Source organism: Paraburkholderia ferrariae NBRC 106233 (genome assembly GCF_000685035.1).
Taxonomy (GTDB): Bacteria; Pseudomonadota; Gammaproteobacteria; order Burkholderiales; family Burkholderiaceae; genus Paraburkholderia; species Paraburkholderia ferrariae.
The window spans coordinates 55,482-76,304 of record NZ_BAYB01000024.1; the positions used below are offsets into that span (position 1 = coordinate 55,482).

The 20,823-nt window shown below is 66.3% G+C and carries 26 protein-coding genes; 6 read left to right on the top strand and 20 right to left on the bottom strand.

From position 1 onward, the window contains the following. Positions 1 to 2: 2 nt before the first annotated feature. The 3 genes from BFE01S_RS24075 to BFE01S_RS46285 all read right to left on the bottom strand — a co-directional run bounded on the left by BFE01S_RS24075 (position 3) and on the right by BFE01S_RS46285 (position 1,665). Positions 3 to 677 (bottom strand): SCO family protein, encoded by a 675-nt coding sequence (locus BFE01S_RS24075; protein ID WP_028227708.1) that lies wholly within the window; start codon positions 675 to 677, stop codon positions 3 to 5. 65 nt (positions 678 to 742) lie between these two features. Next, positions 743 to 1,537, bottom strand: a complete 795-nt coding sequence (locus tag BFE01S_RS39910) for an SURF1 family protein (protein WP_042338384.1) — start codon at positions 1,535 to 1,537, stop codon at positions 743 to 745. After that, on the bottom strand, positions 1,534 to 1,665 hold the full coding sequence (locus BFE01S_RS46285; RefSeq protein WP_281177410.1) for a hypothetical protein: 132 nt from the start codon (positions 1,663 to 1,665) through the stop codon (positions 1,534 to 1,536). The genes BFE01S_RS39910 and BFE01S_RS46285 overlap by 4 nt, the downstream gene beginning before the upstream one ends. On the opposite strand from BFE01S_RS46285, the gene BFE01S_RS24085 reads away from it, so the two are divergent. Next, complete coding sequence (locus BFE01S_RS24085; protein ID WP_027795959.1) at positions 1,664 to 1,873, top strand: twin transmembrane helix small protein; 210 nt, start codon at positions 1,664 to 1,666, stop codon at positions 1,871 to 1,873. The two genes, BFE01S_RS46285 and BFE01S_RS24085, sit on opposite strands and share 2 nt — an antisense overlap. A gap of 101 nt (positions 1,874 to 1,974) precedes the next feature. On the opposite strand, the gene BFE01S_RS24090 is transcribed toward BFE01S_RS24085, so the two are convergent. From BFE01S_RS24090 to BFE01S_RS24125, 8 genes are all read right to left on the bottom strand, one after another. Beyond that, positions 1,975 to 2,832 (bottom strand): cytochrome c oxidase subunit 3, encoded by an 858-nt coding sequence (locus tag BFE01S_RS24090; protein ID WP_028227709.1) that lies wholly within the window; start codon positions 2,830 to 2,832, stop codon positions 1,975 to 1,977. 154 nt (positions 2,833 to 2,986) lie between these two features. Continuing rightward, positions 2,987 to 3,211 carry a DUF2970 domain-containing protein gene (locus tag BFE01S_RS24095; protein ID WP_084170127.1) on the bottom strand — a complete coding sequence of 75 codons (225 nt, stop codon included), beginning with the start codon at positions 3,209 to 3,211 and terminating at the stop codon, positions 2,987 to 2,989. Positions 3,212 to 3,243: 32 nt separating this feature from the next. After that, entirely contained in the window at positions 3,244 to 3,807 is a 564-nt protein-coding gene (locus BFE01S_RS24100) for a cytochrome c oxidase assembly protein (protein ID WP_028227711.1), read from the bottom strand. A gap of 46 nt (positions 3,808 to 3,853) precedes the next feature. Beyond that, a complete protein-coding gene (locus BFE01S_RS44535; protein WP_042338385.1) occupies positions 3,854 to 3,994 on the bottom strand; it encodes a cytochrome oxidase small assembly protein in 141 nt (46 codons plus the stop codon). A gap of 116 nt (positions 3,995 to 4,110) precedes the next feature. Beyond that, on the bottom strand, positions 4,111 to 5,721 hold the full coding sequence (ctaD, locus tag BFE01S_RS24110; RefSeq protein WP_028227712.1) for a cytochrome c oxidase subunit I: 1,611 nt from the start codon (positions 5,719 to 5,721) through the stop codon (positions 4,111 to 4,113). A gap of 199 nt (positions 5,722 to 5,920) precedes the next feature. Beyond that, positions 5,921 to 7,564, bottom strand: coding sequence for a cytochrome c oxidase subunit II (gene coxB, locus BFE01S_RS24115; RefSeq protein WP_028227713.1), 1,644 nt, complete (start codon positions 7,562 to 7,564; stop codon positions 5,921 to 5,923). Between the two features lie 93 nt (positions 7,565 to 7,657). Then, complete coding sequence (locus BFE01S_RS24120; RefSeq protein ID WP_028227714.1) at positions 7,658 to 8,134, bottom strand: DUF2244 domain-containing protein; 477 nt, start codon at positions 8,132 to 8,134, stop codon at positions 7,658 to 7,660. Between the two features lie 281 nt (positions 8,135 to 8,415). Continuing rightward, the gene (locus tag BFE01S_RS24125; protein ID WP_028227715.1) at positions 8,416 to 9,414 is read right to left on the bottom strand and encodes a methyltransferase domain-containing protein; all 999 of its coding nucleotides are present in this window, start codon (positions 9,412 to 9,414) and stop codon (positions 8,416 to 8,418) included. 162 nt (positions 9,415 to 9,576) lie between these two features. Here BFE01S_RS24125 and BFE01S_RS24130 point away from each other — a divergent pair, with 162 nt between their 5' ends. Both BFE01S_RS24130 and trmL read left to right on the top strand, forming a co-directional pair. Further along, positions 9,577 to 10,302: a ComF family protein gene (locus BFE01S_RS24130; protein ID WP_156967136.1), complete on the top strand. Its 726-nt coding sequence runs from the start codon at positions 9,577 to 9,579 to the stop codon at positions 10,300 to 10,302. A 52-nt stretch (positions 10,303 to 10,354) separates the two neighbouring features. Then, positions 10,355 to 10,825: a tRNA (uridine(34)/cytosine(34)/5-carboxymethylaminomethyluridine(34)-2'-O)-methyltransferase TrmL gene (gene trmL, locus BFE01S_RS24135; RefSeq protein WP_028227717.1), complete on the top strand. Its 471-nt coding sequence runs from the start codon at positions 10,355 to 10,357 to the stop codon at positions 10,823 to 10,825. A 36-nt stretch (positions 10,826 to 10,861) separates the two neighbouring features. Here the strand turns inward: trmL and BFE01S_RS24140 are convergent, their stop codons facing one another. The 5 genes from BFE01S_RS24140 to BFE01S_RS24160 all read right to left on the bottom strand — a co-directional run bounded on the left by BFE01S_RS24140 (position 10,862) and on the right by BFE01S_RS24160 (position 13,805). Further along, entirely contained in the window at positions 10,862 to 11,386 is a 525-nt protein-coding gene (locus BFE01S_RS24140) for an O-acetyl-ADP-ribose deacetylase (protein ID WP_028227718.1), read from the bottom strand. A gap of 42 nt (positions 11,387 to 11,428) precedes the next feature. After that, a complete protein-coding gene (locus BFE01S_RS24145; RefSeq protein WP_028227719.1) occupies positions 11,429 to 12,430 on the bottom strand; it encodes an NAD(P)H-dependent glycerol-3-phosphate dehydrogenase in 1,002 nt (333 codons plus the stop codon). 27 nt (positions 12,431 to 12,457) lie between these two features. Further along, positions 12,458 to 12,928: a protein-export chaperone SecB gene (secB, locus tag BFE01S_RS24150; RefSeq protein WP_028227720.1), complete on the bottom strand. Its 471-nt coding sequence runs from the start codon at positions 12,926 to 12,928 to the stop codon at positions 12,458 to 12,460. A gap of 191 nt (positions 12,929 to 13,119) precedes the next feature. Further along, a complete protein-coding gene (gene grxC, locus BFE01S_RS24155) occupies positions 13,120 to 13,383 on the bottom strand; it encodes a glutaredoxin 3 (protein ID WP_028227721.1) in 264 nt (87 codons plus the stop codon). After that, on the bottom strand, positions 13,380 to 13,805 hold the full coding sequence (locus tag BFE01S_RS24160) for a rhodanese-like domain-containing protein (protein ID WP_028227722.1): 426 nt from the start codon (positions 13,803 to 13,805) through the stop codon (positions 13,380 to 13,382). The genes grxC and BFE01S_RS24160 overlap by 4 nt, the downstream gene beginning before the upstream one ends. A gap of 235 nt (positions 13,806 to 14,040) precedes the next feature. Between BFE01S_RS24160 and gpmA the strand changes: the two genes are divergently transcribed. The 3 genes from gpmA to BFE01S_RS24175 all read left to right on the top strand — a co-directional run bounded on the left by gpmA (position 14,041) and on the right by BFE01S_RS24175 (position 17,647). Next, on the top strand, positions 14,041 to 14,787 hold the full coding sequence (gene gpmA, locus BFE01S_RS24165; RefSeq protein WP_028227723.1) for a 2,3-diphosphoglycerate-dependent phosphoglycerate mutase: 747 nt from the start codon (positions 14,041 to 14,043) through the stop codon (positions 14,785 to 14,787). Between the two features lie 352 nt (positions 14,788 to 15,139). Further along, the gene (locus BFE01S_RS24170; protein ID WP_028227724.1) at positions 15,140 to 16,729 is read left to right on the top strand and encodes a S41 family peptidase; all 1,590 of its coding nucleotides are present in this window, start codon (positions 15,140 to 15,142) and stop codon (positions 16,727 to 16,729) included. A gap of 156 nt (positions 16,730 to 16,885) precedes the next feature. Beyond that, a complete protein-coding gene (locus BFE01S_RS24175; RefSeq protein WP_028227725.1) occupies positions 16,886 to 17,647 on the top strand; it encodes a HesA/MoeB/ThiF family protein in 762 nt (253 codons plus the stop codon). A 57-nt stretch (positions 17,648 to 17,704) separates the two neighbouring features. Here the strand turns inward: BFE01S_RS24175 and ptsP are convergent, their stop codons facing one another. From ptsP to BFE01S_RS24195, 4 genes are all read right to left on the bottom strand, one after another. Next, positions 17,705 to 19,444, bottom strand: coding sequence for a phosphoenolpyruvate--protein phosphotransferase (gene ptsP, locus BFE01S_RS24180; protein ID WP_028227726.1), 1,740 nt, complete (start codon positions 19,442 to 19,444; stop codon positions 17,705 to 17,707). Between the two features lie 245 nt (positions 19,445 to 19,689). Continuing rightward, on the bottom strand, positions 19,690 to 19,959 hold the full coding sequence (locus BFE01S_RS24185; protein WP_028227727.1) for an HPr family phosphocarrier protein: 270 nt from the start codon (positions 19,957 to 19,959) through the stop codon (positions 19,690 to 19,692). 90 nt (positions 19,960 to 20,049) lie between these two features. Then, positions 20,050 to 20,535, bottom strand: a complete 486-nt coding sequence (locus tag BFE01S_RS24190; protein WP_028227728.1) for a PTS sugar transporter subunit IIA — start codon at positions 20,533 to 20,535, stop codon at positions 20,050 to 20,052. A gap of 112 nt (positions 20,536 to 20,647) precedes the next feature. Beyond that, a complete protein-coding gene (locus tag BFE01S_RS24195; RefSeq protein ID WP_156967137.1) occupies positions 20,648 to 20,815 on the bottom strand; it encodes a hypothetical protein in 168 nt (55 codons plus the stop codon). Positions 20,816 to 20,823 lie beyond the last annotated feature (8 nt).

A 20,823-nucleotide genomic window follows, 5' to 3' on the forward strand; every position in this document is an offset into this window, starting at 1 on the left:
CCTTACCCGATGCTCGACCATTTGAGGAGCTTCGAAATGTCGCTCCTGATCTTCGAAGGGTCGGCGTGCTCGGGAAAACGCATCATCAGGTTGCCGTTCGGATCGACGAGGTAGATGTGATCGGTGTCCTTGGTCGTGTCCGTGGCGGGCAGCCATTGGGCCAGCGCCGCCGGGTCGGTGCGCAGCATGCGCGTGTCCGGGTAGGCCGTCTTGATGACGCTGGAGACCGGCACGTCGTCGGTGCGCAGCCAGACCGTGACGACGCGCCCGCGTTCCGCGCCCTGGGTCGCGCGCACCTGGCGCATGAAATAAAGCTTGGTCACGCACGGCTCGCCACAGGCGCCGCCGTCCACCGAAATCATCAGCCAGTGCCCGCGCAGCGTGGCGAGCGGCACACTGCGGCCGTCCTCGCCCGTGACCATGAGGCCCGCGGGAATCGGGCGCTGCGGCTCGATCAGCGTGCCGTAGCTGGTCGTGCCGCCTTTCGGCTTGATCACGTAGTACGTGAAGTACGAGATCGCGATGGGCGCCGCGCAGATGAGCGCGATGAGCAGCAGGGTCCAGCGCCCGCGCTGCCAGGAGCCCTTCGGCCGGCCGCCCGCCGGCGTGGGACGGGACGCGCGCTGCGGCGCGCCGCTGCGGCCGGTTTGCGGGGTGGGAGGAGTTTGCGTGGACACTGCTCGAACCTCTTTCTCTCGTTGAACGCGTGGCGGCGGTGCCGATCGGTCGTCGGGCGTCATGATCAGGCGTCCTTCGGGGCCTGCTTGCCTTGTGCCTGACTGTCTTGCGCCTGAGCTTGCTTTGGCGGATTTTCCTGTACCTGGGTGCGCGCTTTTGTCGCAGCCCGGCGCGCCGCGTAAAGCCCGAAACCGAGGGCCGCGGCGGCCATGCCCCACCACTGGAGCATGTAGCCGTAGTTGCGCTCGACACCCGTGGTCGGCGCGGGCCAGTCGCGCACGAGGCCGTCTTTCGCGGCCGGCAAGAAGCCCGTTTGCTGGATCACGAAGGGCTGCAGCGGCAGCCCGGTTTCCGTGGCGTACGACGCGACGCCGAGATTCTGCCGTATCTTCTGATGCGGCGCAGAGCCGCCCGCACCGAGTTCGAACGCGCGCGAGGCATCCGCACGGGCGATGCCTTCCACGGTCACGGGCCCCGCGGGCGTGTCATACGGTGCGATCCTGTCGCGCTCGGCGATATTGCGCGGCAGCCAGCCGCGGTTCACCAGCACGTAGCCGCCGTCCTGCAGTTTGAGCGGCATCACCACGTAAAAACCGGGCTGGTCGTTATAGGGCCGATTGTCCAGATAGACGGCGAGATCGGGCATGAAGGTCCCGGTCGCGCGCACGCGATGGAACTGGATGCCTGCGAGCGCCAACGGCGCCGCGCTCACGGTTTGCGGCGGCGCCGCTTCATAGCGCTCGATCTGGGCCTCGAGCGCTTCTTTCTGATGAGCGCGGTCGCGCTGCCAGAAGCCGAGGCGGATCGTCACCGCCATCACGACAAGAATCAGCAGAGCGGGAACGAGACGAAACTTCATCGGGCACGTCCAATGCGGCCGGTATGGGCGGCACGGGCGATATCGCCGATCGCACCCCACTGCGGCGCGAAAACCGGTGCCATAATGAGACAGACGTTTTCAGGCATGGCCGATTCCGTGAACTTCATGCACATTCTCGTTCCCATTGCGTTCGCGCTGATCATCGCGAGCTTGTTTTCCGCGCTCTATTTCATGATGCACGACCGCGGCCGGACGAAGCGGATGGTCTGGTCGCTCGCTACGCGCGTGGGACTGTCCATCTCGCTGTTCCTCTTCATCCTGTTCGCGCACTGGATGGGCTGGATCCAGTCCACCGGCATTCCCTACGGGCGCTAGGCGCTCGCCTCCATAAGCAAAACGCCGCGCCGACAAAGTCGGCAGCGGCGTTCGATCCCGTCCTGCGTGCCCGTTGCTGCAAGTGCCGCAAGCGCTGCAACCTACAGCCAGTACACGACGACATAGAGCCCGAGCCACACCACGTCCACGAAGTGCCAGTACCACGCCGCACCTTCGAAGGCGAAGTGATGCTCGGCGGTGAAGTGTCCGCGGATCAGCCGGACCAGCACCACCGTGAGCATCGTGCCGCCGAGGAACACGTGAAAGCCGTGGAAACCCGTGAGCAGGAAGAACGTCGAGCCGTACACGCCCGAGGCGAGCGTGAGGTTCAGTTCGCCGTACGCGTGGATGTACTCGAACGCCTGCAGGCAGAGGAAGCACAGCCCCAGCAAGATGGTCGCCGCGAGCCAGGCGATGGCCTTGTTGCGATGGTTGTCGCGCAGCGCGTGGTGCGACACCGTGAGCGTCGCGCCCGAGGAGAGCAGCAGCGCGGTGTTGATCGTCGGCACCGGATAGGGCTTCATCGAAGCGAAGTGCGAGACGAGCTGCGCCGGCCCCGTGTTCGGCCAGACCGCGCTGAAGTCTGGCCAGATCAGCTTGTAGTCGAGGCTGCCGAGCTGGTGCATCGCGATCTCGCGGGCGTAGAACAGCGCGCCGAAGAATGCGCCGAAGAACATCACTTCGGAGAAGATGAACCAGCTCATGCTCCAGCGGTACGACACGTCCACGCGTTTGCCGTACATGCCGCCCTCGGATTCGGAGATCGCGTCGCCGAACCAGTGCCACAGCGTGAAGAGCAGCCAGAGCAGGCCCGCCAGCACGCCGATCGGCCCCCACGACTCGCCGTTGATCCACGAGCCGAGCGAGGCAAGCATGACGAGAAGACCGACGGCCGCGCTGATCGGGTGCCGCGACGGATGCGGAATGAAGTAGTACGGGCTATCGTTTTGGCCGCTCATGCCTGATTCTCCAGTTTCCAGTAGCTCCGGAAAGTTTCCGGCTGCCTGTCTTCGTTGCCGCCTGCTGTCTGCCGCTGTCTGCCGCTGTCTGCCGCTGTCTGCCGCTGCCTGCCGCTGCCTGCCGCTGTCTGCCGTTACCGAATCTGTGCGCGCCTCATCTCACGACGAGATGCACGACCACCAGCAGCACGCCGATGAAGAGCGCCGCGCCGATCAGCGCCGCCGCGATCAGCGCGACGGGGTGCAGCTGCGCGGCATCCGCTTCGAGGTCCGCGCGCTTGCGCACGCCGAAAAACGACCACGCCACCGCCTTGATGAGCGGCAGCACGCCGCCCTTCTTCTTGCCGCTGCCTTCGCCGTTCGGGCCCGGGCCGTTCATGGGCGTCGCCTCTCCGTGCACGCGTTCGTGCGTCATGTCCTGCCCGGCGCCGCCGCCGGCATGTTCAGCTCGAAGAACGTGTACGACAGCGTGATCGTCTTCACGTCTTTCGGCAGCTTCGGGTCGATCACGAACACCACCGGCATGCGCCGCGCCTCGCCCGCCTTGAGCGTCTGCTGCGTGAAGCAGAAGCACTCGATCTTGCGGAAGTACCCGGTCGCCTGCTTCGGCGCGTAGCTCGGAATCGCCTGTGCGGTCACCGCGCGCCCTTCGCGATTCGACAACTCGTACATCACCGTCATCACTTCGCCCGGATGCACGTCGAGACTCGACTGCTCCGGCTTGAACCCAAGGAGCCCGCGTGCATTCGCGTCGAACTCCACCGACACCGTGCGGCTCATGTCTACCTGCGTGTTGCGCGCCTCGCGCCCGGTCGCGTCGCGCTGCACCAGGTTGTTGATGCCCGTGACCTCGCAGATCGCGCGGTACATCGGCACCAGCGCAAAACCGAAGCCGAACATCAGCGCCGCCACGACGACGAGCTTGACGAGCATCGAACGGTTGAGCGCGCGGTCGCCCGCCTCATGCGTTGACATCGAACTTCCTCGAACGGTCTTCTCGCACGCCACCCCGGCTCGTTGCTCAGTGCGCCGTGAAATACACCTGCTTGACGACGGCACTCGCAAAGAAGAAGGCGACCACGGCAAAGAGGATCAGGCCGAGCCGCAGATTGCCCGCACGGATCTCAGCGGGCGTTCGTCTTTTGGGTGAGTTCCGGGTCATGCTCGAATCGCGTGGCGTTGCACTCTTTTGCACTCTTCTGCACTCTTTCGTTTCGGCCTTCCGCCCGCGCGTGCCTCTGGCGCAGCCGGTAAGCCGATCCCGATGCCGGCGGCGCGTTACTCGACCGTCGGCGGATTTTCGAAGGTGTGGAACGGCGCCGGGCTCGGCACGGTCCATTCAAGGCCCGTCGCGCCGTCCCACGGCTTGTCGCCCGCCTTCTCCAGTTCGCCGCCGCCGCGATACGCCGGCAGTGCGACGAAGAACAGGAAGTACACCTGAGAAATTCCGAAGCCGAATGCGCCGATCGAGATCACCTGGTTCCAGTCGGTGAACTGGGCCGGATAGTCCGCATAGCGGCGCGGCATGCCGGCGAGACCGACGAAGTGCATCGGCAGGAAAGCCAGGTTGAAGAAGATCAGCGAACACCAGAAGTGGATCTTGCCGCGCGTCTCGTTGTACATCCAGCCGGTCCATTTTGGCGCCCAGTAGTACCACCCCGAAAAGAGCGCGAACAGGGACCCCGCCACCAGCACGTAGTGGAAGTGCGCCACCACGAAGTAGGTGCCGTGATACTGGATGTCGAGCGGCGCCATCGCGAGCATCAGGCCCGAGAGGCCGCCGAACGTGAACACGATCAGAAAGCCCACCGCCCACAGCATCGGCGTTTCGAAGCTGAGCGAACCGCGCCACATGGTGGCGACCCAGTTGAACACCTTCACGCCCGTGGGCACGGCAATCAGCATGGTCGCGTACATGAAGAACAGCTGGCCCGTCACCGGCATGCCGGTCGCGAACATGTGGTGCGCCCACACCATGAACGAGAGGATGGCGATCGAGGCCGTGGCGTACACCATCGAGCTATAGCCGAAGAGCGGCTTGCGCGAGAACGCCGGGATCACCTGCGAAACGATCCCGAACGCCGGCAAGATCATGATGTACACCTCGGGGTGCCCGAAGAACCAGAAGATGTGCTGGTACATCACCGGGTCGCCGCCGCCCGCGGCATTGAAGAAGCTCGTGCCGAAGTGGCGGTCGAACAGCAGCATCGTGATCGCACCCGCGAGCACCGGCATCACGGCGATCAGCAGGTAGGCGGTGATGAGCCACGTCCACACGAACATCGGCATCTTCATGAGCGTCATGCCCGGCGCGCGCAGGTTCAGGATCGTCACGACGATGTTGATGCCGCCCATGATCGACGACGCGCCCATGATGTGCAGCGCGAAGATGGCGAAGTCCATGCCCGGGCCCATCTGCGTGGAGAGCGGCGCGTAGAGCGTCCAGCCCGCCGCGGTCGCGCCGCCCGGCGCGAAGAACGAGCCGACCAGCAGGCAGGCCGCGGCCGGCAGCAGCCAGAAGCTGAGGTTGTTCATGCGCGCGAAGGCCATGTCCGGGGCGCCGATCTGCAGCGGGATCATCCAGTTCGCGAAGCCCACGAAGGCCGGCATGATCGCGCCGAACACCATGATGAGGCCATGCATGGTGGTGAGCTGGTTGAAGAACTCGGGCCGCATGATCTGCAGGCCGGGTTCGAACAGCTCGGCACGGATCGCGAGCGCCATCACGCCGCCCGAGAGGAACATCACGAACGAGAAGATCAGGTACAGCGTCCCGATGTCCTTGTGGTTGGTCGCCAACAGCCAGCGCCGCCAGCCGTGGGGCGTCTCGTGAGCGTGTTCGCCGTGGACGTGACCGTGGCCTGCTACATCGTGTCCGATGCTCGACATGACTCTCTCCTTTGTGGATCGCGGCTGCGCTTGCGCACCGACCGCGCTCCCTTGCAAAGCTTCGATCGCCCTTGTGCCCCGGCACCCCGCGCGATCCCATGCAAATAGTTGCGAAAGCAACGACTGCCTTCGCGTCCCCTCATCGACTACCCAGCGGCACCGTATCTCGGCGGCACTTCATTGATCCCTTGACGGCACCTCAGGCTGCCGGGCCGATTTCCACGCGCCGGGCTTCCCTGGCATCGCTGCCGCCCGTGATGGTTTCCGGCTTCTTCAAAATGATGCGGTCTTCGGCAACGCCCGCCGCCTTCAGCGCGTCGCGCACCGCCTGCGCGCGATGCTTCGCGAGTTCGGCGTTGGTGGCGGCGTTGCCGCTCGAATCGGTGTAGCCCGAGAGCGCGAACTTCGCGTCGGGGTGAGCCTTCGCGTAGTCCGCTGCGGCCGCGATCGCGTCCTTCGCGTCATCGGGCAGCGTGCTCTTGCCGGTGTCGAAATAGATGCTGGCCGGCAGCGTCGCTGCGCTTGCGGCCGCACCCGACGATGCGTCGCCGCCGCTCGCTGCCGCCGCACCGCTCGCCGCATCGGCGCCGCTCGCGCCCGCGGCCGCTTGCGCCCCGCTGGCCTGCGCCTCCGCCGCGGCCGTCTGGCCGCCGCCTTCGGGCATCTTGCCGTTGCGCGCATCGGCCACCTGGCGCGGCTGCAGCACGTCGCCCGTATGGTTGCCCCACGAGTTGCGCTCGAAGGTGATGACCGACGCGATCTCGACGTCGTTGAGCGTGGGCGCCCACGAAGGCATGGCGTTCTTGCCGTGCAGGACGATGCTCACGTGAGCGGCGATCGGCCCGTTGGCGATCTTGCTGCCGTCGAGCGCGGGGAAAGCGCCCGCGCCCTTGCCGGTCGGCTGGTGGCACACCGCGCAGTTCGACATGTAGACCTTCTCGCCGCGCTCCTTCAACTCCGCGAGCGTGTAGGTCTTGTTCGGGTCGTCGTTGGCCGCGGCCATCTTCGCCTTCTGCGTATCGACCCACTTCGCGTAGTCGTCGTCGGAGAGCACCTCGACCACGACCGGCATGAACGCGTGCTCCTTGCCGCACAGCTCGGTACAGAAGCCGCGGAAGGTGCCGACCTTGTCAGCCTTGAACCACGTGTCGCGCACGAAGCCCGGAATCGCATCCTGCTTCACGCCGAACGCGGGCACGTACCACGAGTGCACGACGTCGTTGGCGGTGGTGATGATGCGGATCTTCTTGTCGACGGGCACGACGAGCGGGTTGTCGACTTCCTGCAGATACGTGTCGGTGATCGGCTGCTCGCCGTCCACTTCGGCGCGCGGCGTCGCGAGCGTGGAGTAGAAGTTGATGCCCTCGCCCGACCCCTTCACGTAGTCGTAGCCCCATTTCCACTGGTAGCCCGTGACCTTGATGGTGAGGTCGGCGTTGGAGGTGTCCTTCATCGCGACCACGGCCTTGGTGGCGGGCAGCGCCATCAGCACGACGATGACGAACGGCACGATCGTCCAGATGATTTCGACGGTGGTGCTTTCGTGGAAGTGGGCGGCCTGGTGGCCTTTCGATTTACGGTGCGCGTAGATCGAATAGAACATGACGCCGAATACACCGACGAAGATCACGGTGCACAGCAGCAGCATGAACATGTGGAGGTTGTAGAGTTCCTCGGCGATCTTCGTGACCGGCGGCTGGAAATTGATCTCGTTCACCGCCGGGCCGCCGGGGCTGTCTCCTACCGCAAGGGCCGCGCCGGCGAACAGGAGTCCGCTACATGCCAGCACGCCTGAAAGGGTTCGCTTGATTGTTTTCATCGCTTCCTTACCCATGATTTCCATTCAAACCCTCGACCCCGCAGGAAGGTTTCGCATCGTGCACGAACGGACGAGTGCCAAAGAAGCCAGGCACACGCCTGATGCGGCAAGAGCCGCTCAGGCGCCGCGCGCGAGCCACGTACGCAGTTCCCGCGCGAACTGTGCACGCCGGTATTGCGGCAGATGCAAGCCGACCGCGACGGTCTGGCCGCGGGACACGAGACGTACCGGGTCGCGTGGGGTCGCGCCCGGCTCGACCCGGACCCAGCGGGGATTGAGTTCGAACTGAGAGAGCGTGTCGGCGCTCACCTGTTCGATCACCAGCCGGTTCGGATACAGCCTGATACGTTCGTAATCGACTGCATGGCGCGCATAGACGGCGAAGGCGCCACCCACCACCAACAAATCGATACCCGTGAACGGCAGTACCAGCCAGGCGCCGTTGATCAACAGCAGGACGGCGATCGTGACGGAAACGAAAGCCAGCGACACATAGAAGTACACGAATTGCCTGGGCGAGACCGAACAGTTGCGCTTCATCAGCCAGTCCTTGATGACCGGCTCGGGACTCGCCAGCAGATCGGACGTCTGCATCGCTGCCTCCTGCCTCTCACCACTGCAACAACCCGAGACTATCGCTGCCCGGCGCCGCGCACAACCTCGCATAACACTGTAGGCGTTAGGGCTTGACGCAACGGACTGGGTCTCCTCCATGCGACAAACTGACGCATTATAGGCACGAACCGCCAGCCCCCACAAGCAAAGCCAGATCGGCCGAAAACCCAATCCAGACAAGGCTTTACGCGATTTTCAGAGACCTTTTTGAGCGCTTTTCGGTCGCTAATTCCAGGCATAACGAAAGCCCCCTTCCCACGTCATCGATTCCTTGCCGGGCCGCGCCCGATGTCCTCGATCCTGACGATGCCGTGCCCTTCGGCCGTCGTGCGCGGCACGGCTTTCCATGCGTGTCCGTAGATGATTTCGAAGGTGAGCGGGATCGTGCCGCCCTCGGCGTCGCTCTCGCTGCCATCCTTGCGGCGGCGCGCTTCGAGCGCGGCGAGCAGCGCGCGATAGAGGCGCCGCGAGACCGGTCCCGCCTGCGCCTCGCGCTCGCTGCGCTCGAACGGATAGGCGCCCCAGCGGCGCACGTCCGCGAGCAGCTTCGCGGCGGAGCGATAGGTGACGGTGATCGTCTCCTGGTCCATCACCGGAATCTCGAAACCGTTTTCGACGAGCATGTCGCCAAGGTCATGCATATCGACGAAGTCGATCACGTGCTTGCGCGCCGGCACGCCATGCGCGGCCTCGACTTCGGCCCATGCGCCGCGCAACTCCTTGAGCGTGTCGGGGCCGAGCGTGCTGAACATGAGAAGGCCGTTCACCTTGAGCACGCGCTGCCATTCGCCGAACACGAGGTCCGGGCGCGGATGCCAGTGCAGCGCAAGGTTCGACCACAGCAGTTCGAAAGCGCCGTGCGCGAACGGCAGCGCGGCGAAGTCGGCCTGCGCGAAGCGCGGCCCGCGCGCGCCGAGCGCACGGCCGATGGAAGCGGGAAGGAAGCGCCGCCAGCTGGTGTCGCCCGCGTCGTGATGCAGCGCGCGTTGCAGCATGGCGTGCGAGAGGTCGGCGCCGAAGACAGGGGCCTCGGGAAAACGCTGACGCAGGCCGGGCAGATCCTCGCCCGGGCCGCAGCCCACGTCGAGCACGCTCGCGGGACTCATCTTGATGTAATCGAGCCGCTCGCGCATGCGCTGGGCGATCTCGCGCGGCAGGAAGGCGACTTCATCGAAGGTCGCGGCGCGGCGGTCGAAAATGCGCCGCAGAAGCCGGGAATCATAGGCCGGACGGCCGGGTCTGGAGGGCGACGGGGACATGTCGGTCGTATTGGCGAAGTCTGCGAAGTATACTCGCTCACTCCCATCCTTTCAGTTACGCGAGCCCGCCGTCCGCCGATGCCGCCGTCCGTCCCGCCGCCCGCTGCCCGTCGCGCAAGCCGTCAGATCCGCCTGCGCGTCTGTCCGAGCCTGCGGACCCTCATGACACTTGCCCGGCCCCGGCTCGCCCAGTTCGTGCTGCCCAATCTGTGTTCATTATGCGGCAATTTGTCGCGCGCGACGTTGTGCGTGGCTTGCGACGCGGCCTGCTGGAACGAGCCGCGCCTGCGCTGCGCCGTCTGCGCACTGCCGCTCGCCGGCGCACGGCGCGGGGCGGCGCACCGGCGCTACCGCTGCGGAGCGTGCCTTGAAGCGCCGCCCGCGTTCGACGCGACGCTCGCGCTCGGCGACTATCGCGCGCCGCTCGACCTGCTCGCGCGCGGCCTGAAATTCCGCGCGCGCCTCGCGCTCGGCCGGACCTTCGCGCAGCAACTCGCGCACGCGGCCGCGGACGCCCTCGATCCCGCCGACCGGCCCGACGTGCTCGTGCCGGTGCCGCTCTCGCGCCAGCGGCTGATCGAGCGCGGCTACAACCAGGCATGGCAGATCGCGCGGCCGCTCGGACGCACGCTCGGCACGCGCACCGATGCGACGCTCGTGCGCCGCGTGCTCCATACGCCGGCGCAGTCGCGGCTCGACCGCGCCACGCGCCGCCGCAACGTGGCGCGCGCCTTCGTGCTGACGAAGCCGGTGCGCGGCCTGCATGTCGGCGTGGTGGACGACGTGATGACCTCGGGCGCCACGCTCGATGCGCTCGCGCATACGCTCAAAGCCGCCGGCGCGCGGCGCGTGACGAACTTCGTCGCGCTGCGCACGCCGGGAGACTGATCCCGCTTTTGGCCTTTTTGCTTTAACTGCTGCTTAACGAGTCTTGTTCATCATGTTCAACGTCGTTCTCGTCGAACCGGAAATTCCGCCGAACACCGGCAACGTGATCCGCCTGTGCGCGAACACGGGCGCCCGGCTGCACCTGATCGAGCCGCTCGGCTTTCCGCTCGACGACGCGAAGATGCGCCGCGCCGGCCTCGACTATCACGAGTACGCGCAAATGCACGTGCACCGCGACTGGGACGCCCTGCTCGCCGCCGAATCGCCCGATCCGTCGCGCATGTTCGCCTTCACCACGCGCGGCTCGGGACGCTTCCATGCGCACGCGTTCCTGCCCGGCGACTGGTTCGTGTTCGGCGCCGAAACGCGCGGCCTGCCCGATGCCGTGCTCGCGCGCTTTCCCAACGAGCAGCGCGTGCGCCTGCCCATGCGTCCGGGCAATCGCAGCCTGAACCTCTCGAACACGGTGGCCGTGGTCGTGTTCGAAGCGTGGCGCCAGGCGGGATTCGAAGGCGGAGAATAAGGCGCGGCCGAGGTTCGACCGGGCCGCGGCGCTCGCTCAGCGCTTGCCGAACTCGCGCTGATAGCGCGCGTCCATCGCGTCGTCGAAGCACGCGAAGATCACGTGTTCGAGCCCGGCGTAGTCCGGCAGCGCGTCGATCACCGTTTGCGTGGCGATGGCAACGGCATCGTCGGCGGGGAAATGGTAGACCCCGCAACTGATTGCGGGAAACGCGATACTGCGCCCGCCCGCGGCCCGCGCGCATTCGAGCGAGCGGCGGTAGCACGAGGCGAGCAGCCGCGCCTCGTCATGGCCGCCGCCATGCCAGACAGGGCCGACGGTATGGATCACATGGCGGGCAGCAAGCCGGTAGCCGGCCGTGATTTTGGCGTCGCCGGTCGGGCAGCCGTTCAGGGTTTCGCACTCGCGCAGCAGGTCGGGGCCGGCCGCGCGGTGTATCGCGCCGTCCACGCCGCCGCCGCCCAGCAGCGAGGTATTCGCGGCGTTGACAATCGCATCGACGTTAAGCGTGGTGATATCCACCACGCGCGATTCGATCCGGCAGTTTCCGATGGTCAGCATGTCGAGCTCCTTCCTGGGTGCTCCCGCCAGACCCCGCTTTGTCTATTCCGCCCGGGCGTCCCGCTTGAGCAATGCGCTCACGGCGTCGCGCGGCGCCACGCCGTCGAACAGGACGGCGCACACCGCCTCGGTAATCGGCATGTCGATGCCGTGCTCGCGCGCGATGGCCAGCACGGCCTGCGCGCAGCGCACGCCTTCGGCGACATGGCCGAGCGCGCCGAGAATGTCGTCGAGCGTGCGGCCGCTCGCGAGCTGCACGCCGACGGTGCGGTTGCGCGACAGGTCGCCCGTGGCCGTCAGGATGAGATCGCCGAGGCCGGTGAGACCCGTGAACGTCTCCGCCCGGCCGCCCAGCGTGACGCCAAGGCGTGACATCTCGGCGAGCCCGCGCGTGATGAGCGCGGCGCGCGCATTCAGGCCGAGGCCGAGTCCGTCCGCGATGCCGGTTGCGATGGCGAGCACGTTCTTGACCGCGCCGCCCACTTCGACGCCGACCACGTCGTCGCCGGTGTAGATGCGCATGGCCCGGTGATGGAACGCGGCCAGCGTGCGTTCGCGGCACGCCGCCGAGGTGCTGGCCACCGTCAGCGCGACAGGCAGCCCCTGGGCCACCTCGCGCGCAAAGCTCGGTCCCGAGAGCACGCCGTTGCTGGCGTGCTCGGGCAACTCCGCCGCCACCACCTGATGCGGCATGAGCTGGGTCTGGGCTTCGAAGCCCTTGCAGAGCCAGACGAAGTGGGCCGGCACGCGGCCGAGATCGCGCATCGTGCGCAACAGGCCGCGCATACCGGCCACGGGCGTTGCGACGACGACGAGCGCCGCCTCGCCCGAAGCATGGTCGAGCACGGCGGCGAGATCCGTTTCGTAGTGAAGATTGTGCGGCAGCGAGACGCCCGCCAGATAGCGGGCATTCTCGTGCGTGCTGGCGAGGGCGCCGATGAGCGCGGCATCGCGCGCCCACAGCACCGTGTCGTCATGGGCGCGGGCCAGATGGCCGGCCAGCGCGGTGCCCCACGCGCCGGCGCCGAGAACGGCGACTTTCATTGCGATACTCCGCACCGGCGGTCGGGGTTAGTGCGTGGCCGTGCTTTGCGCGGCGCCGTCTTGCTGCGCGAGCTGCTGCAGGCGTTGCTCGTAGAGCGCCTGGAAGTTGATCTCGGCAAGGTGGATCGGCGGGAAGCCGGCGCGCGTGATCGCGTCGGCGATATTCGAGCGCAGGTACGGGAACAGGATCGTCGGGCACGCAATGCCGACGAGCGGGTCGAGCTGTTCGACGGGGATGTTGCGGATGTCGAAAATGCCGGCCTGCTTGGCTTCGATCAGGAACGCAACCTTGTCCTTCACCTTGGCCGTCACGGTGCCGGTGACGAGAATTTCGAAGACGGATTCGGCGAGGCGCTCGGCCTTGACATCGACTTCCACTTCGACCGAAGGCATGTCCTGCTCAAGGAAGATGGCCGGCGAATTCGGCTGCTCGAGCGACATGTCCTTGAGGTAGATGCGCTGGATATTGAAGAACGGCTGGTTGTTCTCGTCAGACATGGTGAATGGCTTCCCTGATTAAATGGATTGCAGCAGCAAACTACATTACAACGCGTACTTCCCCCGCGCACAGCGGCGGCCCTGCATGCGAACAAGCCCGCGCCGGCCTGACACGAACCAGGCCGGCGCGGGCTCAAAGCCCTGCGGCATCGCACCTTGCGAGGCGCGGCGCCGCGGCTTCGCTCGGGACGTCAGGCTGCTTTTTCGAGCAGCGGCATCAGGCCGCCGGCGCGGTCGAGCGCGGACAGGTCGTCATAACCGCCCACGTGCGTCTCGCCGATGAAAACCTGCGGCACGGTCCTGCGGCCGGTGCGGGTCATCATTTCCTCGCGACGGGCCGGGTCCCGGTCGATCAGCACCTTCTCGATATGCTCGACGCCGCGCGACTTTAAAAGACGTTCGGCCATCTGGCAATACGGGCACACCTGGGTGCTGTACATGACCACTTTGCTCACTTCGGACCTCCTTGTTTCACGACCGGCATGCCGGCCTGTTGCCAGGCGTTCACGCCGCCGTCCAGGACGTGGACTTCGGCAAAACCGGCATCTTTCACGAGGCGCTGCGCCTTGTGCGACTGCTGGCCCGTCTGGCAGACCAGCAGCACCGGATTGCTCTTGTTCTTCACGAACTGGCCCGCTTTGGCCTGCAGCTCGGCAAATTCGAGATGACGGGCCGAGGGCAGGTGCCCCTTCGCGAAGTCCTCTGCGGAACGCAGGTCGATCACCACCGCATTGCGGCGGTTGATGAGCTGCGTGGCCTCGGCGGCGGAAACGCCGCGACGGCCGCCGCGCTGCAAGGTCGGCCACAGAAGCAACCCTCCTGAGATGAGGGCGATCGCGATGAGTACAAGGTTGATGTAATTGCTAAAGAACGTCACGGAAAATCCGCCGGGAAAAGGAGAAATCGGAGAAATCGTGGGAAATCCAGATCAGACAATCCGGTCATTATAAAATAACCGTTTGTCGCGAGGGTGGCGCGCCCCAGCCCGGGTTCGCGGGTCGCTTGCGCGACACGGCGGCCCTGCTTCGACGGATTCCCCGCGAGGCCACCCGGACGGGCCTGGTTTTTCTCCCGTCCCCGATTACTGCTTCCTCACTACCGACCGGCATCCCATGTACAAACTCGTACTCATCCGCCACGGCGAATCGACGTGGAACAAGGAAAACCGCTTCACCGGCTGGGTCGACGTCGACCTCACCGAACAGGGCGTGCGCGAAGCCCAGCAGGCCGGCCGCCTGCTCAAGGAATCGGGCTATACGTTCGACATCGCCTACACCTCGGTGCTCAAGCGCGCCATCCGCACGCTCTGGCACGTCCAGGACCAGATGGACGAGATGTACCTGCCGGTCGTCCACTCGTGGCGCCTGAACGAGCGCCACTACGGCGCGCTTTCGGGCCTGAACAAGGCCGAAACCGCCGCGAAATACGGCGACGAGCAGGTGCTCGTCTGGCGCCGCAGCTACGACACGCCGCCTCCCGCGCTCGATCCGGCGGACCCGCGCACGTCGTACAACGACCCGCGCTACGCCCGCGTGCCGCGCGAGCAGCTGCCGCTCGCCGAATGCCTGAAGGACACCGTCGCGCGCGTGCTGCCCATGTGGAACGAGTCGATCGCCCCGGCCATCAAGTCGGGCAAGAAGGTCGTGATCGCCGCCCACGGCAACTCGATCCGGGCGCTCGTGAAGTACCTCGACGGCATCTCGGACGACGACATCGTCGGCCTGAACATCCCGAACGGCGTGCCGCTCGTCTATGAACTGGACGAGAACCTTAAGCCGCTCACGCACTACTATCTGGGCGACGCCGACGCCATCGCGAAGGCCCAGGCCGCCGTCGCGAACCAGGGCAAGGCGGGCTGAACGCGCCCTCGCCTGTGCGGCACGCCAGGGCGGCACGGACCGGCATCGGCCGGTTCTTGCCGCCGGTTCTTGCCAATTCTTGCTGCCGCTTACCGTTGCCTGCCGGAAGATCATCGCGCGAAACGCGCGGCGCGCCGGCGGCACGCTTGCCTGTCCAAACTGCCAGCCCCGCGCCAGCGTCATGCCTGGCAAGGCTTTGCGGCCGATTTCATGCGAACCGGGCACACGCTTCGCTGTCGAATGGCCATCTTCCGTTCATGATGCACAGCCCCGGCAGGTGTGCAGTTATACTTGTCCGTCGCTTTTCCATTGGACGCTGCCACGCGCCTTTCGACCGCACGCAACAATCTCTATGCGAAAGAACCTGAAAAACATCGGCCTGATTGCCGCTGGCCTCGCGACCGGCGTATTTGCCACCCTGCAGATGTCCGCCTCGGCGCAGCAGACCACCACCGAGCCGTTGCCGCTCGACCAGCTGCGGCTCTTCGCCGAAGTGTTCGGTCAGATCAAGCATGATTACGTCGTGCCGGTCGACGACAAGAAACTGCTCATCTCCGCGATCAAGGGCATGGTGTCGAGCCTCGACCCGCACTCGTCGTATCTCGACAAGACCGACTACGCCGAGCTCCAGGAGCAGACCAAGGGCCGCTTCGCCGGCCTCGGCATCGAGATTTCGGCGGAAGACGGCCTGATCAAGGTGATTTCCCCGATCGAAGACACGCCCGCGTTCCGCGCCGGCATCCGCCCGGGCGACCTGATCACGCGCATCAACGACAAGCCCGTGCGCGGCATGACGCTCGACCAGGCCGTCAAGCAGATGCGCGGCGACCCGGGCACGAAGGTCACGCTCACGATCTTCCGCAAGACCGACGACCGCACCTTCCCGCTCACCATCACGCGCGCCATCATCAAGGTGCAGAGCGTGAAGTCGAAGATCCTGCAGCCGGGCTACGCGTACATCCGCATCACGAGCTTCCAGGAGCGCACGGTGCCGGACCTCGCGCAGAAGCTCCAGGACATCGCGCGCCAGGAACCGAACCTGAAGGGCCTGATTCTCGACCTGCGCAACAACGGCGGCGGTCTGCTGCAAAGCGCGGTCGGCGTAGCGGGCGCGTTCCTGCCGCCGGATTCGGTGGTCGTTTCGACCAACGGCCAGATTGCGGACTCGAAGCAGGTCTACCGCGACACCTATGAGAACTACCGCCTGCCCTCGTTCGACGGCGACCCGCTGAAGAACGAAGCCGCCGAGTTCAAGACGGTGCCGATGATCGTGCTGACCAACGCGTACTCGGCGTCGGCCTCGGAAATCGTGGCGGGCGCGCTGCAGGACCAGAAGCGCGCGCTGATCGTCGGCAAGACGACCTTCGGCAAGGGCTCGGTGCAGACGGTGCGCCCGCTCACGGCCGACACGGCGCTGCGCCTCACGACGGCGTACTACTACACGCCGTCGGGCCGCTCGATCCAGAACAAGGGCATCCGTCCTGACTACCCGGTCGATCAGTACGCGGACGGCGATCCGGACGACGCACTCGTGACGCGCGAAGTGGACTACTCGAACCACCTCGCCAACACGCAGGATCCGAACGAGAAGAAGGAGCAGGATCTGCGCGAGCAGGAACGCATGGACATGCTGCGCCAGCTCGAGGAGCAGAACGACAAGAAGACGCCGGAGCAGCGCGAGAAGGACCGCAACCGCAAGCCCGTGGAATTCGGCTCGCCCGACGACTTCATGCTCCAGCAGGCCATGAACGAGCTGCAGGGCAAGCCCGTGATCGAGTCGAAGTCGCCGATGGAGCGCCGCCTCGCGCAGGAGAAGCCGGAGCAGTCGGCTTCCGCGCCGATCGCGGTGAAGCCGGCTGCCTCGGCAGTGCCGGGCGCCTCGGCACCCGCTGCAACGCCGGCCCCCGCATCGGCCCCGACTCCGGCCTCGCAGGCGAAGTAACGTCTTGAGCTGCACCCGCCCCGGGGCCCGCACAATGCGGGCCCCGGCGGCAAAACCCTTCGCGCGACTACAATAACGATTCCGCATTCACAGCGCGCGCTCCCCCGGTTCCGGTTTGTCGCCGCGCCCTACTCTGCGCTTCCCCCGCGCTTCGCGATGAACGACGATCAACTCCTCCGCTATTCCCGCCACATCCTCGTCGACGAAATCGGCATCGAGGCGCAGCAGCGCTTTCTCGACGCCCATGCGATCGTGGTGGGCGCCGGCGGCCTGGGCTCCCCGGCGGCGATGTATCTGGCGGCCGCGGGCGTGGGCACGCTCACGCTCGTCGATAACGACACGGTCGACCTCACCAACCTGCAGCGGCAGATCATGCACGAGACGGCTTCGGTGGGCCGCGCAAAGGTGGAGTCGGGCCGCGAGGCGATTGCCCGCCTGAACCCCGAGGTAAAGGTGAACGCGGTGGAGGCCCGCATCGACGACGCGTGGCTCGATGCGCACGTGCCGGGCGCCGGCGTCGTGCTCGACTGCACCGACAACTTCGCGACCCGCCACGCCATCAACCGCGCCTGCGTGCGGCACGGCGTGCCGCTCGTCTCCGGCGCGGCGCTGCGCTTCGACGGCCAGATCAGCACCTTCGACCTGCGCGATCCCGCCTCGCCCTGTTACGCGTGCGTGTTCCCCGAAGACCAGCCGTTCGAGGAAGTGGCGTGCTCGACGATGGGCGTGTTCGCGCCCACGGTGGGCATCATCGGCGCGATGCAGGCGGCCGAGGCGCTGCGCGTGATCGGCGGCATCGGCGAGACGCTCGTGGGCCGGCTCATGATGCTCGACTCGCTGCGCATGGAATGGAACACCATGCGCATCGCACGGCAGCCGGATTGTCCGGTGTGCGGCGAGCGCCACCCGCGACCCTGACGGCAACGCCCCGGCATGCCGGGGCGTTTTGCTTGATGAGCCGCGAAACGCGAAACCTCAGGCGTCGCTCACGCGCCTGAGCGCCGCCTGCAGTTCCTCGGGCTCGTAGGCGGCCAGCACGTCGGCCACCGGCTTCTCCAGCGTCTTCAGTTGCGAGCGCAGGATCTCCTGCTTCACCACCAGCAACTGGCTCGGGTGCATGGAGAATTCGGTGAGCCCCATGCCCAGCAAGAGCCGCGTGAGCGCCGGGTCGCCCGCCATCTCGCCGCAGACCGAAACCGGCACGCCCGCGCGCTTCGCCTCGCGCAGCGTGTGCGAGATCAGTTGCAGCACGGCCGGATGCAGCGGGTCGTAGAGATCGGCCACGGCGTTGTCCGCGCGGTCGATCGCGAGCGTGTACTGGATCAGGTCGTTCGTGCCGATGGAGAGGAAGTCGAGACGCCGCAGGAACATCGGCAGCGAAAGCGCCGCCGCGGGAATCTCGATCATCGCGCCCACCTGCACGTTCGGATCGTAGGCGAGGCCTGCGTCGTCGAGCTGGCGCTTCGCTTCGCGGATCAAGTCGAGCGTCTGGTCGATCTGCTGCGCATGCGCGAGCATCGGAATCAGGATCTTCACCGTGCCGAACGCCGAAGCGCGCAGGATCGCACGCAACTGCGTGAGGAACATCTGCGGCTCGGACAGGCTCCAGCGGATCGCGCGCAGGCCGAGCGCCGGGTTCGCCGCCGTCTCGTAGCCATCCGCCGCGGTCATTGCGTCGAGCGGCTTGTCCGCGCCCACGTCGATCGTGCGGATCGTCACCGGCAGCCCGTTCATCAGCTCGGCCGCGCGGCGGTAGGCGAAGAACTGCTCTTCCTCCTCCGGCAACTGGTCCTTGTGATTCATGAACAGGAACTCGGTGCGAAAGAGCCCCACGCCGGTCGCGCCCGCGTCGAGCGCGGCCTGGGCGTCCTCGGGCAGCTCGATGTTCGCGTAGAGCTGGATCTTCGCGCCGCACAGCGTTTGCGTGGGCGAGAACTTCAGGCGCTGGAGCTTGCGCCGCTCGAGCGCCATCTCGCTCTGCCGATACGTGTACTCCTCCAGCACGATCGGCGCGGGATCGACGATCACGACGCCATGATCGCCATCGACGATGATGAGGTCGTCCTGACGGATCAGCGCGCTCGCCTGCTGCACGCCCACCGCCGCCGGAATGCCGAGGCTGCGCGCGACGATGGCCGTGTGCGAGGTACGTCCGCCCAGATCGGTGACGAAACCCTGGAAGGTCTGGGTCTTGAACTGCAGCATGTCGGCGGGCGCAATGTCGTGCGCCACCACGATCATCTCGTCGCAGCCGCCGTGCAGCGCCGCGGGCGACGCGCCCGCCAGCGCCTTGAGCACGCGCTCCACCACCTGCTCGATGTCGGCCTTGCGCTCGCGCAGGTATTCGTCCTCGACATCGTCGAAGTGGCGCGTGAGGCGTTCGAGCTGCTCGGTGAGCGCCCATTCCACGTTGAAGCGCCGGGTGCGGATGAGGTCGATGGTCTCCTGGACGAGCATCACGTCCTTGAGGATCATCAGGTGCACGCCGATGAAAGCGCCCATCTCGGTGGGCGCATCGGCGGCGAGGTCGGCGCGCAGCGTATCGAGCTCCTGTTCGACCGCGACGAGGCCCGCGCGAAAGCGCTCGATCTCGGCTTCGATCTTGTCGGGCTCGATCAGGTAGTGGTCGACGTCGAGTGCGGCCGGGGCGATCAGATAGGCCCGCCCGATGGCAATACCGCGTGACACGGGAATTCCATGCAGCGTGAACGGCACGCGCACCTCCTCTGGTTATGTAATGCCGCGGCAAACCGCTGCAATGCGCTCTCTCAGACCCCGACGGCGATTATAAATTCCGTGCGCGCCTCGTGCTTCATTCCGGACCCGTGTTAAGCCCTTTTAATGCGAGGGAAATATCGGCGGCAAGCCACGGCGGAACTCTTATGCACGCGCTAAAAAAAAAGCCGCGGGCGGGCCGCGGCGTTCTTGCGTCGGATGACGACGGCAACGATGCGCGCCGGTCACTGGCCTTCGCCGAACTTGTCGGCGATGAGCTTCAGGAGCGCGCTCATGGCATCGGCCTCGTCCGGGCCTTCCGTCTCGATCACCACCGTACTGCCTATGCCCGCGGCCAGCATCATCACGCCCATGATGCTCTTCGCGTTGATCCGGCGGCCGTTGCGGCTCATCCAGATTTCAGACTGATAGTTGCCGGCCAGCTGGGTCAGTTTCGCCGACGCCCGCGCGTGCAGGCCGAGTTTGTTCACGATGGTCGTTTCTTGTTGCAGCATAGGTTCGATCCGGGCGCTATCTATGTGTTGGAGTGAAACATGGACGGTTGGCGGGTTCGGGCGTCGGGCCTTTCGCAGTGACCGGAACGCTTAGACTCCTGCCGGTTTGAGCTTGCCTGCCGCGAGGTCCGAGGCGGCTTCGGCGCACGGCGTGGGCGCACAGGCGCACTCGGTCGACGGGGGCGGCGCGGCCGGGCCGATCGCCTGGATGCCCTTGCTCGCGCCCGCCAGCGCTTTCTCGACCAGCGTGTCGAGCGGCGTCGTGCGGTAGCAGACGGCGCGCACCAGCATCGGCAGATTCACGCCCGCCAGTACCCGCACCTGGGGCTGCGTGGCGAGGCGCGACGCGATGTTCGAGGGCGTCGCGCCGAACATGTCGGTGAGCACCAGCGCGCCGTTTTCCTCGCGCAGCCGCTCGATTTCCGCGTTGGCCTGCCGGACGACCTCGGTGGGATCGCTGTCGGGAAGGACGTCGAGCGCGCCGACACGCGCCGGACAACCGCCATAGATGTGCGCAATGCAGTCGCGTAGCGCGGTGGCGAGCGGTGCGTGCGCGATGATCAGAATGCCAGCCATATCAGTACTCGCCAGGCCGCCCTAAAACGACTGACGTCCCCGCGGGGGGCAGCGGGCGCAGGGAACCAGGGGATCGTTTCATTTCAGCTTGACTGCCAAAAAACGGCTCGGGTTAGATGCCCGGGCCGATCCCGTCGATCGCGTCCGGCAGGGCCGATCCCGAGGCCAGCCGCGAGCCTTCAGGGTCGGAACACACGCCGCGCAGCCATCGTGCGGGCGCCGTGTCGAGCGCCCGCCGGCCTGCCCGGAACGCGGGCTCGCGGCATTGTAGCAGGGTCATTTTCGCGC

Bases quoted from the DNA above. Each gene is read 5' to 3' on its own strand.
- BFE01S_RS46285 (WP_281177410.1), bottom strand. From the start codon at position 1,665: ATGAAGTTCACGGAATCGGCCATGCCTGAAAACGTCTGTCTCATTATG.
- BFE01S_RS24090 (WP_028227709.1), bottom strand. From the start codon at position 2,832: ATGAGCGGCCAAAACGATAGCCCGTACTACTTCATTCCGCATCCGTCG.
- coxB (WP_028227713.1), bottom strand. From the start codon at position 7,564: ATGGAAATCATGGGTAAGGAAGCGATGAAAACAATCAAGCGAACCCTT.
- BFE01S_RS24195 (WP_156967137.1), bottom strand. From the start codon at position 20,815: ATGACCCTGCTACAATGCCGCGAGCCCGCGTTCCGGGCAGGCCGGCGG.
- BFE01S_RS39910 (WP_042338384.1), bottom strand. From the start codon at position 1,537: ATGAAGTTTCGTCTCGTTCCCGCTCTGCTGATTCTTGTCGTGATGGCG.
- BFE01S_RS24145 (WP_028227719.1), bottom strand. From the start codon at position 12,430: ATGAAAGTCGCCGTTCTCGGCGCCGGCGCGTGGGGCACCGCGCTGGCC.
- BFE01S_RS44535 (WP_042338385.1), bottom strand. From the start codon at position 3,994: ATGACCCGGAACTCACCCAAAAGACGAACGCCCGCTGAGATCCGTGCG.
- BFE01S_RS24185 (WP_028227727.1), bottom strand. From the start codon at position 19,959: ATGCTGCAACAAGAAACGACCATCGTGAACAAACTCGGCCTGCACGCG.
- BFE01S_RS24140 (WP_028227718.1), bottom strand. From the start codon at position 11,386: ATGCTGACCATCGGAAACTGCCGGATCGAATCGCGCGTGGTGGATATC.
- BFE01S_RS24120 (WP_028227714.1), bottom strand. From the start codon at position 8,134: ATGCAGACGTCCGATCTGCTGGCGAGTCCCGAGCCGGTCATCAAGGAC.
- ctaD (WP_028227712.1), bottom strand. From the start codon at position 5,721: ATGTCGAGCATCGGACACGATGTAGCAGGCCACGGTCACGTCCACGGC.
- BFE01S_RS24190 (WP_028227728.1), bottom strand. From the start codon at position 20,535: ATGGCTGGCATTCTGATCATCGCGCACGCACCGCTCGCCACCGCGCTA.
- BFE01S_RS24170 (WP_028227724.1), top strand. From the start codon at position 15,140: ATGCGAAAGAACCTGAAAAACATCGGCCTGATTGCCGCTGGCCTCGCG.
- BFE01S_RS24125 (WP_028227715.1), bottom strand. From the start codon at position 9,414: ATGTCCCCGTCGCCCTCCAGACCCGGCCGTCCGGCCTATGATTCCCGG.
- gpmA (WP_028227723.1), top strand. From the start codon at position 14,041: ATGTACAAACTCGTACTCATCCGCCACGGCGAATCGACGTGGAACAAG.
- trmL (WP_028227717.1), top strand. From the start codon at position 10,355: ATGTTCAACGTCGTTCTCGTCGAACCGGAAATTCCGCCGAACACCGGC.
- BFE01S_RS24095 (WP_084170127.1), bottom strand. From the start codon at position 3,211: ATGAACGGCCCGGGCCCGAACGGCGAAGGCAGCGGCAAGAAGAAGGGC.
- BFE01S_RS24100 (WP_028227711.1), bottom strand. From the start codon at position 3,807: ATGTCAACGCATGAGGCGGGCGACCGCGCGCTCAACCGTTCGATGCTC.
- secB (WP_028227720.1), bottom strand. From the start codon at position 12,928: ATGTCTGACGAGAACAACCAGCCGTTCTTCAATATCCAGCGCATCTAC.
- BFE01S_RS24085 (WP_027795959.1), top strand. From the start codon at position 1,664: ATGCACATTCTCGTTCCCATTGCGTTCGCGCTGATCATCGCGAGCTTG.
- BFE01S_RS24130 (WP_156967136.1), top strand. From the start codon at position 9,577: ATGACACTTGCCCGGCCCCGGCTCGCCCAGTTCGTGCTGCCCAATCTG.
- BFE01S_RS24175 (WP_028227725.1), top strand. From the start codon at position 16,886: ATGAACGACGATCAACTCCTCCGCTATTCCCGCCACATCCTCGTCGAC.